17 protein-coding genes are annotated in these 14,885 nt (G+C 73.3%); 12 read left to right on the top strand and 5 right to left on the bottom strand.

Annotated elements, in window-relative coordinates; translation table 11 throughout:
• Window positions 1-63 precede the first annotated feature (63 nt).
• On the bottom strand, window positions 64-492 hold the full coding sequence (locus SLAV_RS30835) for a type II toxin-antitoxin system Rv0910 family toxin (RefSeq protein WP_030236614.1): 429 nt from the start codon (window positions 490-492) through the stop codon (window positions 64-66).
• A gap of 171 nt (window positions 493-663) precedes the next feature.
• On the opposite strand from SLAV_RS30835, the gene SLAV_RS30840 reads away from it, so the two are divergent.
• Both SLAV_RS30840 and SLAV_RS30845 read left to right on the top strand, forming a co-directional pair.
• Complete coding sequence (locus SLAV_RS30840) at window positions 664-1,620, top strand: EamA family transporter (protein ID WP_051841271.1); 957 nt, start codon at window positions 664-666, stop codon at window positions 1,618-1,620.
• A gap of 202 nt (window positions 1,621-1,822) precedes the next feature.
• Window positions 1,823-2,866, top strand: a complete 1,044-nt coding sequence (locus SLAV_RS30845) for a DMT family transporter (RefSeq protein WP_078950543.1) — start codon at window positions 1,823-1,825, stop codon at window positions 2,864-2,866.
• Here the strand turns inward: SLAV_RS30845 and SLAV_RS30850 are convergent.
• The gene (locus SLAV_RS30850) at window positions 2,848-3,513 is read right to left on the bottom strand and encodes a pyridoxamine 5'-phosphate oxidase family protein (RefSeq protein ID WP_030236621.1); all 666 of its coding nucleotides are present in this window, start codon (window positions 3,511-3,513) and stop codon (window positions 2,848-2,850) included. The two genes, SLAV_RS30845 and SLAV_RS30850, sit on opposite strands and share 19 nt — an antisense overlap.
• Window positions 3,514-3,550: 37 nt before the next feature.
• On the opposite strand from SLAV_RS30850, the gene SLAV_RS30855 reads away from it, so the two are divergent.
• The gene (locus tag SLAV_RS30855) at window positions 3,551-4,882 is read left to right on the top strand and encodes an aminotransferase class I/II-fold pyridoxal phosphate-dependent enzyme (protein ID WP_030236622.1); all 1,332 of its coding nucleotides are present in this window, start codon (window positions 3,551-3,553) and stop codon (window positions 4,880-4,882) included.
• 100 nt (window positions 4,883-4,982) lie between these two features.
• On the opposite strand, the gene SLAV_RS30860 is transcribed toward SLAV_RS30855, so the two are convergent.
• A complete protein-coding gene (locus SLAV_RS30860) occupies window positions 4,983-5,984 on the bottom strand; it encodes a DMT family transporter (protein WP_030236624.1) in 1,002 nt (333 codons plus the stop codon).
• A 73-nt stretch (window positions 5,985-6,057) separates the two neighbouring features.
• Between SLAV_RS30860 and SLAV_RS30865 the strand changes: the two genes are divergently transcribed.
• Entirely contained in the window at window positions 6,058-6,957 is a 900-nt protein-coding gene (locus SLAV_RS30865) for a LysR family transcriptional regulator (RefSeq protein ID WP_030236626.1), read from the top strand.
• 28 nt (window positions 6,958-6,985) lie between these two features.
• Here the strand turns inward: SLAV_RS30865 and SLAV_RS30870 are convergent, their stop codons facing one another.
• On the bottom strand, window positions 6,986-7,459 hold the full coding sequence (locus SLAV_RS30870) for a pyridoxamine 5'-phosphate oxidase family protein (RefSeq protein ID WP_030236629.1): 474 nt from the start codon (window positions 7,457-7,459) through the stop codon (window positions 6,986-6,988).
• 76 nt (window positions 7,460-7,535) lie between these two features.
• Here SLAV_RS30870 and SLAV_RS30875 point away from each other — a divergent pair, with 76 nt between their 5' ends.
• From SLAV_RS30875 to SLAV_RS30910, 8 genes are all read left to right on the top strand, one after another.
• The gene (locus tag SLAV_RS30875; protein ID WP_037688072.1) at window positions 7,536-8,150 is read left to right on the top strand and encodes a cysteine hydrolase family protein; all 615 of its coding nucleotides are present in this window, start codon (window positions 7,536-7,538) and stop codon (window positions 8,148-8,150) included.
• A 75-nt stretch (window positions 8,151-8,225) separates the two neighbouring features.
• Window positions 8,226-9,071, top strand: coding sequence for a HipA family kinase (locus SLAV_RS30880; RefSeq protein ID WP_030236633.1), 846 nt, complete (start codon window positions 8,226-8,228; stop codon window positions 9,069-9,071).
• Window positions 9,068-9,451, top strand: coding sequence for a DUF3037 domain-containing protein (locus SLAV_RS30885; protein ID WP_030236635.1), 384 nt, complete (start codon window positions 9,068-9,070; stop codon window positions 9,449-9,451). The genes SLAV_RS30880 and SLAV_RS30885 overlap by 4 nt, the downstream gene beginning before the upstream one ends.
• A gap of 133 nt (window positions 9,452-9,584) precedes the next feature.
• Window positions 9,585-10,346, top strand: a complete 762-nt coding sequence (fabG, locus tag SLAV_RS30890; protein WP_030236637.1) for a 3-oxoacyl-ACP reductase FabG — start codon at window positions 9,585-9,587, stop codon at window positions 10,344-10,346.
• 28 nt (window positions 10,347-10,374) lie between these two features.
• Window positions 10,375-11,136, top strand: coding sequence for an SDR family oxidoreductase (locus SLAV_RS30895; RefSeq protein WP_030236640.1), 762 nt, complete (start codon window positions 10,375-10,377; stop codon window positions 11,134-11,136).
• A gap of 152 nt (window positions 11,137-11,288) precedes the next feature.
• Window positions 11,289-12,872 carry an ABC transporter substrate-binding protein gene (locus SLAV_RS30900; protein ID WP_030236643.1) on the top strand — a complete coding sequence of 528 codons (1,584 nt, stop codon included), beginning with the start codon at window positions 11,289-11,291 and terminating at the stop codon, window positions 12,870-12,872.
• Window positions 12,873-12,984: 112 nt separating this feature from the next.
• Window positions 12,985-13,653, top strand: coding sequence for a uracil-DNA glycosylase (locus tag SLAV_RS30905; protein ID WP_030236645.1), 669 nt, complete (start codon window positions 12,985-12,987; stop codon window positions 13,651-13,653).
• Between the two features lie 95 nt (window positions 13,654-13,748).
• Window positions 13,749-14,243, top strand: a complete 495-nt coding sequence (locus SLAV_RS30910; RefSeq protein ID WP_063760347.1) for a hypothetical protein — start codon at window positions 13,749-13,751, stop codon at window positions 14,241-14,243.
• 84 nt (window positions 14,244-14,327) lie between these two features.
• On the opposite strand, the gene SLAV_RS30915 is transcribed toward SLAV_RS30910, so the two are convergent.
• Window positions 14,328-14,876, bottom strand: coding sequence for a hypothetical protein (locus tag SLAV_RS30915; RefSeq protein ID WP_063760348.1), 549 nt, complete (start codon window positions 14,874-14,876; stop codon window positions 14,328-14,330).
• Window positions 14,877-14,885 lie beyond the last annotated feature (9 nt).

The following is a 14,885-nucleotide window of genomic DNA, read 5'->3' on the forward strand; positions in this document are numbered from 1 at the left end:
ACACGCACGGCGCGCCCCGCGAGATCGCTCGCGGGGCGCGCCGTGCGTGTGCCGGGGGCGGGGTCAGGCGACCAGGCCGGCCAGCCTGCGCAGGGATTCGTTCAGGGCGGCGGTCGCGGAGTCCTTGAGCTTGCCCGCCATGAGCGACACGGCGGCGCCCGTGAACTCGCCGTCGATGCGGACCGTGGTGGCGTCGCCGTCCGGGACGAGGGTGTAGCGGGTCAGCACGGCCACGCCCATCGGGCCCTTGCCGGTGATCGCGAGGACGCGCTGGTCCTCCAGTTCCGAGACGGTCCACAGGACCTCGGCGGGGAAGCCCATCATCTTCATGTTCTCGGCGAAGGTGGACCCGATCGCGAGGGTCTCGGGACCGCCCTTCGGGAAGTCGGTGTGGGTCATGCTCCACTGCCCGTACGCGCCCCAGTCGGTGAGCTGGTCCCAGAGCTTCGCGGCGGGCGCCTCGATGCGTGATTCCGCGGTGACTTCAGCCATGCGTCCACCCCTTCTCGTCGGGTTCGTGCGGCGGAAGGTAGTCCCGGCGGACGGAACATTCAATACTGACGACCTGTCAGAAAAGGTGGGTGCCGGACCGGCCGGTACCGACTGCGTCTCAACAGGCGTCACCAGCGTGACGCTCCTGACCGGCCCTGCCATGATGGCCCGATGCAAGCGTCAGGGAAGAACGCCGGACTGGGCCTCGCCCTCGTCTCGGCGTGTGCGTTCGGTGGTTCGGGTGTGGCGGCGAAGCCGCTGATCGAGGCGGGTCTGGACCCGTTGCACGTGGTGTGGCTGAGGGTGGCCGGGGCGGCTCTGGTGCTGTCCCCGCTGGCCTGGCGGCACCGCGCTCTGGTGCGGCGCAAGCCCCTGCTGCTCGCGGGCTTCGGCCTGGTCGCCGTCGCGGGCGTGCAGGCCTTCTACTTCGCCTCCCTGTCGCGGATCCCGGTCGGCGTGGCCCTGCTGCTGGAGTACCTGGGCCCGGCCCTGCTGCTCGGCTGGATCCGGTTCGTCCAGCGCAAGCCGGTGACCCGGGCCGCCGCGGCCGGTGCGGCGGTGGCCGTCGTGGGGCTGGCGTGCGTGGTCCAGATCTGGTCGGGGCTGAGCCTGGACCCGCTCGGGGTGCTCCTGGGGCTGGCCGCCGCCTGCTGCCAGGCCTTCTACTTCGTCTTCGCCGACCAGGGCACCGACGGGGACGACGTGCCCGACCCGATGGGCGTGATCGCGTACGGGATGCTCGTCGGCGCCGTGGTCATGACGGTGCTGGCGCGGCCCTGGGAGATGGACTGGTCCGTGCTCGGCGGGAACGCGCTGCTCGGGGACACCGAGGTGCCCGCCCTGGCCCTGCTGGGCTGGGTGGTGCTGGTCGCCACCGTGTTCGCGTACCTGACCGGGGTGGTCTCGGTGCGCAAGCTCTCCCCGCAGGTGGCGGGTGTGGTGGCCTGCCTGGAGGCGGTCATCGCCACCGTGCTGGCCTGGGTACTGCTGGGCGAACACCTCTCGACCCCGCAGATCGTGGGCGGCGCGCTGGTGCTCGGCGGGGCCTTCATCGCGCAGTCCTCGCGGCCGGCGCCGCCCGTGGCGCCGGATCCGGCCGTGCCGGCCCCCGAGACCGCCAGGGCGTAGGGCCGGGGCCGACTGGCCGGGGGCGGGGAGCCCCCCGTAAGGTGCTGGGCATGCCGTCGACCGTGCTTCCGCCTCCCGCCGCCTAGCGCGGGCGGCCTCCACGCGAACGAGAGACCCGCCCGGGGAGTCCCCGGGCCGGTGAGCGCTGCCCGCGAAGCGATGACCTGCTTCCCTCATCCTTCACGCATGCGCGGAGACACACGTGTCGAACCATTCGCCCGCTGCCGGGCGCAGTCTGCTGTACCTCGTCGTCGCCGGAGTCGCCTGGGGCACCGCCGGGGCGGCGGCCTCCCTCCTCTTCCTGGCCAGTGACCTCGGCCCGGTCGCCCTGTCGTTCTGGCGGTGCGCGGGCGGTCTGGTGGTCCTGCTGGGCGTGCTGGCCGTACGCCGCGCGGTGCGGGCGCGGCGGGCTCCGCGCGCTTCCCGGGCTGCCCGGCCTTCACCCGCCGTGCGGGCCCCGCGCGTCCCGGTGGTCTCGCTGATCGGGACGGGGCTGATGTTCACCCTCTTCCAGGCGGCCTACTTCGCCGCCGTCCGCGACACCGGCCTCGCCGTCGGCACCGTGGTGACCCTAGGGGCGGGGCCCGTGCTGATCGCGCTGGGCGGCCGGTACTGGATGGGCGAGCGGCTGGGCCGGGGCGGAACGGCCGCCGTCGTCGGCGCGCTGACCGGTCTGGCGGTGCTGGTGCTGGGCTCCGGCGGCGGCGAGGTGCGGCCGCTCGGGGTCGGCTGGGCAGTGCTGTCGGCCGCCGGGTACGCGGGGATGACCCTGCGGGCACGGTGGCTGGGGCGGCGCGGGGCCTCCGGGGACCCCCTGGTCACCACCACGTGGTCGGTGGCGGTGGGCACGGTGTGCCTGCTGCCGCTCGCCCTGGTCGAGGGGCTGCTGCCGCACGCCGCCGACTGGGGCCGGGTGTGCTGGCTGCTGGTCTACGTGGCCACGGTGCCCACCGCCCTCGCCTACGCGCTGTACTTCACCGGCGCCGCGTCGGTGCGGGCCGCGACCGTGTCGGTGATCATGCTGATCGAGCCGGTCAGCGCGGCGGCGATCGCCGTCGGGGTGCTCGGCGAGCGGCTCACCGGGGCGGTGGTGCTGGGCACCGTACTGCTGCTCTCGGCGGTGGGCGCGCTGATCGCGGCCGAGGCGCGCGGCCCGCGGGCCGGGTCCGGGGGCGGACCGGTGGCCCGGGGCGGCCCCGGGCCGGTGGCCGGGACCGCCCCGGAGCCTCAGAGCGCGGCGAGGTAGTCAGGAGCCGCCAGGCCGGGGGTCAGGTCGGCGGCCGGGACCGGGGTGCCGTACACCGGCGAGACCGGGACCACGCCCGACCAGAACGGCAGGCCCAGGTCCTCCGCGTCGTCGTTCGGGCCGCCGGTGCGGACCTTCGCGGAGACCTCGGTCAGGTCCAGCCGGATCACCGCGGTCGCGGCGAGCTCCTTGGCGTTGGCCGGGCGGGAGTCGGCCGAGCGGCCCGGGACGACGTGGTCGACGAGGGCGTCCAGGGCCATCCGGCACTCGTCCTCGTCGGTGACCTGGTAGGCGATGCCGTGGACGACCACCGAGCGGTAGTTGACCGAGTGGTGGAAGGCGGACCGGGCCAGCACCAGGCCGTCCACGTGCGTCACCGTCAGGCAGACCGGCAGGCCCGGGTCGGCCTTCCCAGCGGCCAGCAGCGGGCGCGAACCGGTGGACCCGTGGACGTAGAGGGTCTCGCCCACCCGGCCGAAGAGGGTCGGCAGGACCACGGGCGCGCCGTCGCGGACGAACCCGAGGTGGCAGACGTAGGCCTGGTCGAGTATCGAGTGCACCGTCTCGCGGTCGTAGCGCGCCTTGGGGCGGCCGCGGGTCGGGACGGTGCGGTCGGTGGGTTCGTATGCGGTCGGGGCGGCGCTCATGGTGCGGACTCCGTTGTGCTAGTGCATAATGTCGTTTGTGCTAGGAGAGTATCGGATCACAGGCCGCCGCGCATCGGATATCGCGGCGAGCATCGAAACGGGCGTCGGCTCCGGCGCGCTCGTGCCCGGGGCGGTGCTGCCGCCGATGCGGGAACTGGCGGGGGAGCTGGGCGTCAACCCCAACACCGTGGCCGCCGCGTACCGCACCCTGCGCGAACGCGGGGTCATCGAGACGGACGGCCGGCGCGGCAGCCGGGTGCGGGCGCGGCCCGCCACGGCACCGCGCGACTCCCTGCGGACGGCCGTCCCCGAAGGCGTCCGGGACGTCGCGGAGGGCAACCCCGACGTGTCCCTGCTGCCCTCCCTCGACGCGGCGCTGGCCGCCGCCGCCCGCTGGTACGCGCGGACGCCGGCCCTCTACGGCCAGGACCCGGTGCTCCCGGACCTGGCCCGGATCGCGCGGGCCGACCTGGACGCCGACGGGGTCCCGGCCGGACCCGTGGCCGTGACCTCGGGGGCGCTGGACGGCATCGAGCGGGTGCTGGCCGCCCACCTGCGGCCGGGCGACGCGGTCGCGGTCGAGGACCCGGGCTGGGGGGCCATGCTCGACCTCGTCCCCGCGCTCGGGCTGCGGACGCTGCCGATCGCCGTCGACGACGAGGGGCCGGTCCCGGCGGCGGTGGAGCGGGCCCTGGCCGAGGGTGCGCGGGCCGTGGTGGTGACGGCCCGCGCGCAGAACCCGACCGGCGCCGCGGTCGGCGCGGATCGCGCCCGGGAACTGCGGGAGCTGCTGGCCCGGCATCCCGGGGTGCTCGTCATCGACGACGACCACGGGCACGGCATCGTGGACGTGCCCCTGCGCCCGCTGAGCGGGGTGACCCGGCACTGGGCGCTGATCCGCTCCACGGCCAAGGCGTACGGGCCGGACCTGCGGCTCGCGGTGCTCACCGGCGACGCGGTGACCCTCGACCGGGTCCGGGGCCGCCAGCGGCTGGGGCCGGGCTGGGTCAGCCGCCTCCTCCAGCGCACGGTCGTCGAGCTGTGGACCTCCGGCGCCCTCGACAAGGAGGCGGTGGCGCGCTCGTACGGGCTGCGCCGGGACGGGCTGATCGCGGCGCTGGCCGAGCGCGGCGTACGGGCGCACGGGCGCAGCGGGATGAACGTGTGGGTGCCGGTCGCCGACGAGACGGCGGTGGTCACCCGGCTGATGACGGCCGGGTGGGCGGTGACGGCCGGGGCCCGGTTCCGGGTCGAGGCGGGGCCCGGCGTGCGGATCACCGTCTCCGGGCTCTCCCCGGCGGAGGTGGGCCCGCTCGCCGACGCGGTGGCGGCGGCGGTCCGCCCGGCGGCCGGCGGCCGCTCCGACTGAACGGCCGGCCCGTGCCCTCGCGCGGGCGCCGGCGCAACGGATCCGCCCCCGCCGCGGAGTGCGACGGGGGCGGGCGGCCGGTGGCCGGGGTGCCGGGGGCTCAGACGGGCTTGGGCGTGCGGGCGCGGGCCTGGGTGAGCGCTGCGCCCGCCAGGACGACCACGGCGCCGACCGGGGTGTTCCAGTGCAACTGCTCGCCGAGGATCAGGACGCCGGCGGTGGTGGCGATCACCGGGATGAAGTAGGTGACCATCTGCGCGGTGGTCGGGCCGATCTCGGTCACCAGCCCGTACTGCATCTGCAGGGCCATGCCCGTGCCGAGGGCGCCCAGGGCGATCACCGAGAGGGTCGGCCAGAGCGGGAAGCCGGTGGGGGCGGAAGTGAACAGGGCGCTGACGGCGGCCAGTTGCACCGTCGACACCATGAGCTGCGCTCCGGTCAGCGCCACCGGAGAGCCCGGGGTCCCCGCCAGGGTGCGGCGGACGTAGATCCAGCCGATCGGGTAGCAGAGCGAGGCCAGCAGGGCCAGTGCGGTGCCCTTGGCGTCGATGCCCGCGAAGCCCTGCCAGGCGCCGAGGACCGTCAGGACGCCGAGGAAGCCGAGGCCCAGACCGGCGAAGCGGCGGCGGGTGGGGCGGTCCTCGGAGAGGGCGACCAGCGACAGCGCCATGCCCCACAGCGGCGAGGTGGCGTTGCAGATCCCGGCCAGGGTCGAGGAGATGCTCAGCTCGGCGTACGCGAACAGCGAGAAGGGGGCGGTGTTCAGCAGGAGCGCCGCCACCGTGAGGTGGCCCCAGGTGCGCGCTCCCCGCGGCAGTGCCTCGCGCCGTACGAGCAGCACGGCCAGCAGGGCGAGGGCGCCGAACAGGACGCGGCCGAAGGCGACCTGGAAGGGCGCGAACGCCTCGGTGCCCACCTTGACGAAGAGGAAGCTGAAGCCCCAGACGACCGAGAGGAAGGCGAAGCGCAGCCGCCAGTCGAGACCGCCGGTGCCGGTGGCGGCCGCCGTGCCGGACGCCGGGGTGGCCGCCGGGGCGGTGACGGGGGAGGGGGTGGGGGAGGGGCCGGAACGGGGCGGGCGGGAGGGGGCGGGTGCGCTCATGTGCTCACTCTGCTGCGCGGGACCTCGTAGGACAAGCGAGACTTCCTCCGGCTGACCGCGTAGCATCGCTTACATGTTGAACCTGGAGCGCCTGCGCACCCTGGACGCCCTGGCCCGCCACGGCTCGGTCAGCGGCGCGGCCGACGGCCTCCATGTGACCACGTCCGCCGTCTCCCAGCAGATGGCCAAACTGGAGCGGGAGGTCGGCCAGCCCCTGCTGGCCAAGAACGGCCGCGGGGTGCGCCTGACGGATGCCGGGCGGCTGCTCGCCGACCACGCCGCCCGGATCATCTCGCAGGTGGAGCTGGCCCAGGCCGATGTCGAGGCCCAGCGGGGCTGCGCGGTCGGGCAGTTGCGGATCGGGGCCTTCCCCACCGCGATGCGCGGGCTGCTGACCCGGGCGCTCACCGTGCTGCGCGCCGACCACCCGGACCTGCGGGCGATGGTGCGGGAGCGGGAGCCGGAGGAGGCCATGCTCGCCGTGGTGCGCGGGGACCTCGACATGGCGCTGGCCATCGACTGGCACAACAAGCGGATGCCGGTGCCGGCCGAACTGACCCGCATCCACCTGCTGGACGACGCCGTCGACATCGCGGTGCCGCAGTCCCACCCGCTGGCCGGCCGCACGGAGATCTCGCTGGCCGAGTTCGCGGACGACGACTGGATCTCCTGGAACGAGGGCCAGTTCTGCCACGAATGGCTGGTGTTCACCCTGCGCGGCACCGGAGTCGAACCGCGCATCGCGCACATCGCCGAGGAGCACCACACCCAGCTCGCCTTCGTGGAAGCCGGGCTGGGCGTGTGCGTGACGCCCCGGCTGGGCCGCGGGCCCGTGCCGCCGGGCGTGCGGCTGCTGCCGGTGTGCGACTCCGTGCGCCGTCACGTGTACGCGGTCTGGCGCGCGGACGCCGGCCGGCGTCCCTCCATCAGGGCGGCCGTCGCGGCGCTGCAGGAGGCGGCGGCCGCCGTGTAGGACCCCCGGGGGGCTCCGAGGCCGCGGGTCAGATCTTGCGGAAGTCCCAGGAGACGACGGAGTCCGGGGTGAGGCGGATCCACGCGTGGCGGCCGTCGTGCGGCATCTCCTCGATGCCGAAGTTCTTGACGGGGAAGATCCGTTCGGGCTCCGCCAGCTCGGGGCAGGGCTCACCGGTGCGCGGGACCTCGCCCACGAAGACGGCGCTGCCGGACAGTTCGACCCCGCGCAGCTCGTCGTACGACTCGCCGGAGTCCACCACCACCGAGATCCGCGGGTCCTTGCGCAGGTCGGCCCAGCGGCGGCTGCGCGTGATCGAGTACAGCCACAGCGAGGTGCCGTCCCAGGCGAACCACAGGGCCCCCACGTGCGGCCGGCCGTCGGGGGAGACGGTGGCCACCCGGCAGGTGCGCTGCTCGCGGAGGAAGGCGTCCACTTCCTCGTCGGTCATCATGATGCGGCGGCCCCGCCGCTGTGTTCCGGCCCCGAGCGTCTCGTCCATCGTGCCCCTGCCCCTTCACATCTGACTGTGTGTCAGGAATCATGCGGGCTCCGCCGCCACCACGCCAGGGGGAGCCATGCCGGAGTCCGATCCCGCCGCCACCGCGCTGCTCACCGTCGAGTGCCAGAACGGCGTCGTCGGCGAGGAGAGCGCCCTGCCGGAGCTGGCGAAGGAGGCGCGGGACTCCGGGACACTGGAACGGGTGGCCGCCCTCGCCGTCGCCGCGCGCGCGGCCGGCGTACAGGTGCTGCACGCCGTCGCCGAGCGGCGGCCGGACGGACTGGGGGCCAGTACCAACGCGCGGCTCTTCCGGGCCGCCGGGAGACTGCCGGTGCGCCAGCTGACCGGGAGCCGGGCCGTGGAGGTCGCGGCCCCGATCACCGTGACCGAAGGGGACCTGGTGGTCCGGCGGCTGCACGGCCTCTCCCCGATGGCCGGCACCGACCTGGACGCCCTCCTGCGCAACCTCGGCGTCCGCACCCTCGTCGTCACCGGGGTCTCCTCCAACATCGCGATCCCCAACACCGTCTTCGACGCGGTCAACCTCGGGTACCGGGTCGTGGTGCCCGCCGACGCGATCGCCGGGGTGCCCGCCTCCTGCACCGCCGAGGTGATCCGCAACTCCCTCGCACTGGTGGCGGAGATCACCACGACCGAGACCCTGCTCGCCCGGTGGACCCCGGCCCGCTGACGCCCTCCGGCGGCGCCCGGGCCGCCGGCCCGGGCCGTCCGGGTGCGGGGCCGGGCGAATGGATAGCCTGGGGCGATGCTTACAGAAGTGACGGCGACCCGCTATGTCACGCCCCTGCGTGAGGGCGGCTCGCTCCCGGGGATCGTCGAGGCCGACGATCTCGGCACCTACGTCATGAAGTTCACCGGAGCCGGCCAGGGCCGCAAGACCCTGGTCGCCGAAGTCGTGTGCGGGCGCCTCGCCCAGCGGCTGGGCCTGCGGGTCCCGCGGCTGGTGGGGATGCAGCTCGACCCCGTCATCGGGCTCGCCGAGCCCGATCCGGAGGTCCAGGAGCTGCTCAAGGCCAGCGGCGGGCTCAACCTCGGGATGGACTACCTGCCGGGCTCGATCGGCTTCGACCCGCTCGCGTACCAGGCCGACCCGGCCGAGGCGGGTCGCGTGGTCTGGTTCGACGCCCTGATCAACAACGTCGACCGGTCCTGGCGCAACCCCAACATGCTGGTCTGGCACGGCGACCTGTGGCTCATCGACCACGGCGCCACCATGATCTGGCACCACAACTGGCCCACCGCCCGGGCCGCCGCGGCCAAGCCGTACAACGCCTCCGACCACGTCCTGGCCCCCGTCGGCCCGGACATCGCCGCGGCCGCCGCCGAGCTGGCCCCGCTGGTGACCGAGGATTTGCTCACCGAGGTCACCGCCGACGTCCCCGACGAATGGCTGGTTGACGAGCCCGGTTTCGACTCCACCGACGCGGTGCGCCGCGCCTACGTGGAGGCGCTGCTGCCGCGCGCGGCGACGATCCACGAGAGGATCACCATGGAGGCCGAGGTCAGGCCGCGGTCCGGTCCGCCGGGCTGGCTCGCCGAGCGCCTGCCTCCCCAGTCCGACAAGAACGAGCGGAAGAGCGGCGACGAGTGACCGAGCGGGACGTGTTCGAGTACGCGCTGGTGCGCGTGGTGCCCCGGATGGAGCGCGGCGAGTGCTTCAACGCCGGGGTCGTCGTCTACTGCCGGGCGCACGCGTACGTCGCCGCGCGCACCCACCTCGACGAGGCCAAGCTCCTCGCGCTGGACCCGGGGGCCGACGTGGCCGGCGTCCGGGCCGCCCTGCGCGGGGTCGAGGGCCTGTGCGCGGGCGGCGAGCGGGCCGGACAGGCGGCCGGCGACGATCCGGGGCGGCGCTTCCGCTGGCTGATCGCCCCCCGCAGCACGGTGGTCCAGCCCGGTCCGGTCCACACCGGACTGACGGCCGACCCGGAGGCGGAGCTGGAACGCCTCCTCGACCTGCTGGTCCGCTGACGCCGGGATCGGCGGGACGCGCGCCGGGGTGCCGTTGACACGAGGTGTCACGGCTCCTAGCGTCTCCTCAGCTGAAGCTACTAAGCGGTTGCTCACCTTCGGGCGGCCGCTCTCAACGGCGAGGAGATCCAGCATGTCCACCACCGAGCAGCGCGTCGCGATCGTCACCGGGGCGGCCCGGGGCATCGGCGCGGCCACCGCCGTGCGCCTGGCCGCCGAGGGCCGTGCGGTCGCCGTACTCGACCTGGACGAGGCGGCCTGCAAGGACACCGTGGAGGCGATCACCTCCGCCGGCGGCCGGGCCCTGGCGGTCGGCTGCGACGTCTCCGACAGCGCCCAGGTGGAGGCGGCCGTGGAGCGGGTCGCGAGCACGCTCGGCGCCCCGACCATCCTGGTCAACAACGCCGGCGTGCTCCGCGACAACCTGCTCTTCAAGATGAGCGACACCGACTGGGACACCGTCATGAACGTGCACCTGCGGGGCGCTTTCCTGATGGCGCGGGCCTGTCAGAAGTACATGGTGGAGGCCAAGTTCGGCCGCGTCGTGAACCTCTCCAGCAGCTCCGCGCTGGGCAACCGGGGCCAGGCCAACTACGCCGCCGCCAAGGCCGGTCTGCAGGGCTTCACCAAGACCCTGGCCATCGAGCTGGGCAAGTTCGGCGTCACGGCCAACGCGGTCGCCCCCGGTTTCATCGTGACGGAGATGACCGCCCAGACGGCCGCTCGCGTGGGCATGGGCTTCGAGGAGTTCCAGGCCGCCGCCGCCACGCAGATCCCGGTGCAGCGCGTCGGCCGCCCGGACGACATCGCCAACGCCATCGCCTTCTTCACGGGCGAGGCCGCCGGCTTCGTCTCCGGCCAGGTCATGTACGTGGCCGGCGGCCCGCTCAACTGACCCGTCCACGAGAGGCAGGGCGTACGGCATGACGTACAACGGCATCGACAGCGGCAAGGTCGCTCTGATCACCGGCGCGAGCCGGGGCATCGGCTACGGGATCGCCGAGGCGCTGGTCGCCCGGGGCGACCGGGTCTGCATCACCGGGCGCAACGAGGAGTCCCTCAAGGAGGCCGTCGAGAAGCTCGGCGCGGACCGGGTGATCGGCGTGGCCGGGAAGGCCCACGACGAGGCCCACCAGGCCGTCGCCGTGGACCGCGCGATGGAGGCCTTCGGCCGCGTCGACTTCCTGGTGAACAACGCGGGGACCAACCCGGTCTTCGGGCCGATGGCGGACCTCGACCTCGGGGTCGCGCGCAAGGTCTTCGAGACCAACGTGATCTCGGCCCTCGGCTTCGCCCAGCGGACCTGGCACGCCTGGCAGAAGGACAACGGCGGGGCGATCGTGAACATCGCCTCCATCGCCGGCGTCTCCGCCTCGCCCTTCATCGGGGCGTACGGGATGAGCAAGGCGGCCATGATCAACCTCACCCTGCAACTGGCCCACGAGATGGCGCCGCGGGTGCGGGTGAACGCGATCGCCCCGGCGGTGGTCAAGACCAGGTTCGCTCAGGCGCTCTACGAGGGCCGTGAGCAGGAGGCCGCCGCGGCGTACCCGCTCGGCCGGCTGGGGGTCCCGGAGGACATCGGGGGCGCGGCGGCATTCCTCACATCTGCACAAGCGGAATGGGTAACTGGACAAACCCTCGTGGTCGACGGAGGCATGTTCCTCAATGCCGGAGTCCACTGACCGATAAACGGACGCATTTGCCTCCCCGAGGGAGGCAAATGCGTATCTAATATGCACGTAATCGGTCAAGTGCCTCACGAAACCTGCCCATTGGATTTGTGACGTACTGCGGTAGGGTCTGCCGCACCCCTGGCTGATCGAGGAGCGTGCACGTGTTCAACCGGACCAGATGCCTGCAGGTCTCTGCGGCCCTTGCGTCCATATCCCTGCTCGCCGGATGCGGTCTGTTCTCCGACGACAGCGGCGACAAGGCCAAGAGGATCGTCGTCGGCACGACGAGCGCCCCGAGCACCCTCGATCCGGCGGCGGCCTGGGACGGTTCCTGGGAGCTGTACCGGAACGTCTACCAGACCCTCCTGGCGTTCCCCACGGGCAGCACCAAGCCCCAGCCGGACGCCGCCCAGAACTGCGACTTCACCGACACGGCGAACACCGCCTACCGGTGCACGCTGCGCAAGGGGCTGAAGTTCTCCGACGGCGAGCCGCTCGACGCCAAGGCCGTCAAGTACTCCCTGGACCGGATCAGGAAGATCGACTCGAAGGTCGGCCCCAAGGGCCTCTTCAACTCCCTCGACAAGATCGAGACCCCGGACGCGCTGACCGTGGTCTTCCACCTGACCACCCCGGACGCCACCTTCCCCTTCGTCCTCGGCTCGCCGGCCGCCTCGCTGGTCGCGCCCAAGGAGTACCCGGCGGACAAGGTGCGCGAGGACGGCAAGGTCACCGGATCCGGCCCCTACGTCCTCACCTCGTACAAGGCGGGCTCCGAGGCGGTCCTGGGGAGCAACGAGACCTACCAGGGCTTCGCCAACCGCCACAACGACGGCGTCACGATCCGCTACTTCAAGAAGTCCGACGCGATGGTCGCGGCCCTGAAGGCCAAGGAGATCGACGCGACCTACCGAGGCCTCTCGGCCCCCGAGATCAAGGACCTGCAGAGCCCGGCCTCGCACAACGCGGGCGTCCAGGTCGTCGAGAACGTCGGCGCGGAGATCCGCTACCTGGTCCTGAACCCCAAGGACCCGCAGGTCGCCAAGCTCCCCGTGCGCCAGGCCATCGCCCAGATCGTCGACCGCGGCGCGCTGGTCACCAAGGTCTACCAGGGCACCGCCGAACCGCTGTACTCGATGGTCCCCAAGGGGGTCGTCGGCCACAAGACGCCGTTCTACGACCTCTACGGCCAGCCCAGCGTCGACAAGGCCAAGAAGATCCTCAAGGACGGCGGGGTCTCCACTCCGGTCGACCTGACCCTCTGGTACACCTCGGACCGCTACGGCGGCTCCACCGCGGACGAGTTCACCGAACTCAAGCGCCAGTTGGACGAGAGCGGCCTCTTCAAGATCACGCTGCGGAACAAGCCCTGGGTGGAATTCCAGGTCGGCTACAAGAACGGCGAGTACCCGGTCTTCGGCCGCGGCTGGTTCCCCGACTTCCCGGACCCGGACAACTTCATCGCGCCGTTCGTCGGCAAGGAGAACGCGGTCGGCACCCCCTACGAGCCCGCCACGATCGTGAACGAGCTCCTGCCCAATTCCCGCCGCGAGGGCGACCGCTCGGCCGGCGTCAAGGAGTTCGAGCAGGCCCAGCAGATCTTCGCCCAGGACGTCCGCCTGCTGCCCCTGTGGCAGGGCAAGCTCTACGTCGGCGCCCGCGAGGACATCGCCGGCGCGGAGCGGGCCCTGGACCCGCAGACCGCCATGCAGATGTGGGAGCTGTACCGCAAGACCAGCTGGTGACGTCCGCGGGCGGTGCCCGGGTCGCGGCGTTGTCAGTGGTCCCCGGTAGGTTCTGAGCAGTTGCACGAAGCAGTTGCACGAACTTGTACCGGAGGTTGTCGACGTGACCCAGATGCTGCCCGAGTCCTGGCTCCCCGTTCTCGGCGGGGAGCTGGAGCAGCCCTACTTCAAGGAGCTCACCGAGTTCGTCGAGAAGGAACGGGCGAACGGGCCGGTCTACCCGCCCCGCGAGCAGGTCTTCGCGGCCCTGGACGCCACGCCGTTCGACAAGGTGAAGGTCCTGGTCCTCGGACAGGACCCGTACCACGGCGCGGGCCAGGGGCACGGCCTGTGCTTCTCCGTGCAGCCCGGGGTCAAGACCCCGCCCTCGCTGCGCAACATCTACAAGGAGATGAAGGAGGAGCTCGGCCTGCCGGTCCCGGACAACGGGTACCTGATGCCGTGGGCCCGCCAGGGCGTCCTGCTGCTCAACGCGGTGCTCACCGTCCGCGAGGCCGAGCCGAACTCGCACAAGGGCAAGGGCTGGGAGAAGTTCACCGACGCCGTGATCCGCGCGGTGTCCGACCGCCCGGACCCGGTCGTCTTCGTCCTCTGGGGCGCCTACGCCCAGAAGAAGATCCCGCTGATCGACGAGGAGCGGCACGTCATCGTCAAGGGCGCCCACCCCTCGCCGCTGTCGGCGAAGAAGTTCTTCGGCTCCCACCCCTTCACCCAGATCAACGAGGCCGTCGCCGCCCAGGGCCATGAGCCGATCGACTGGCGGATCCCGGACCTGGGCTGACGCCACACCGCGCCTCGGCGCCAGGGGCGCCGCCTCCGGTTAGCTTCGTGACGACCGGACCGGAGCGGGTCCGGCGGAGTGAGCCGGAGGCCGCGTTGAGGGAGCAGCAGGAGGCGTCGGAGGACGCCGTCATGACCCGGATCGGCCAGGCGGTCATCCTGCTGCACGCCGGTGACCGCGAGGAGGCCCGCAACCGGCTCGGCGAGATCTGGTCCGAGATCGGCGAGGAGGGGGACGGCCTCCACCGCTGCACCCTCGCCCACTACCTGGCCGACGCCCAGGACGACCCCGGCGACGAACTGGCCTGGGACCTGAGGGCGCTGACCGCCGCCGAGGGACTCGCGGACCGGCCCCGGGAAGCGGTCCGCGCCTTCTACCCGCAGCTGCACCTCAGCCTCGCCGCCGACTACGTCAAACTCCGCAGGCCCGAGGCGGCCCGGGTACATCTGGCACGGGCCCGCGCGGCCACCGGGGGGCTCTCCGACGACGGGTACGGCAACGGCGTACGGGCCGCCATCGCCCGCCTGGAGCGGCGGCTCGCGACGGAGCCGGGGCAGGGTCCCCGGCCGTTCCCGGAGCAGTCCCCGTAGGCCCCGGGGGGGGCGGGCCGTGAGGCCGGGCCCCCGGGTCCCGCGGTCCCGCCCTGCGGCCCTGCGGCCCGCCCGGGCCGTTCCTCAGCTGTCGTGGACGCCCGCGCAGATGCGGGCCTCCGGGCTGTCCGGGTGCCACCGGCCGTGCCGCCTGCCCAGCGCGCACACGTCGGCCGGCCGGACCGGCAGCTCCCGCATCAGCTCCCGCGGTACCCGGGCGTCCTTCCGCAGGGGGTCCGGACGGCCCCCACGGCGACCCTCGGCGCCCCGGGCGGGCTTGCGGGGCTCCGGGATGTCCGGGACCGGGGGAGCGGCCTCAGCGCCCTCCGCGGCCCCCGATGGTGCCGGCGCGGCCGTGCGCGCCGTGCCCCGGGCCGCGGCCGTCGGGCCCGACGGCCGCCCCGCTCCGCCCGGCACCGCCCCCAGCGCCTCCAGCGCGGGCGCCTGGACGACCACCGGGAGCGCCCCCGGCCCCCCGCGCGGCTCGTACTGGGGCACCGCCCCGGCGGAGGGGGCCGTCGCCGGCCGCCCCGGACCGGGGCCCACGCTCACGCAGCCGGAGACGGTGGAGACGGCGGAGGCGGCACAGGCGGCCCCGAGGAGCAGTTTCGTCGAGGTTCGGGTTGGATGCACCCGCGCAAC

Origin of the sequence: Streptomyces lavendulae subsp. lavendulae, assembly GCF_002803845.1 — a bacterium.
GTDB classification, from domain to species: Bacteria; Actinomycetota; Actinomycetes; order Streptomycetales; family Streptomycetaceae; genus Streptomyces; species Streptomyces lavendulae.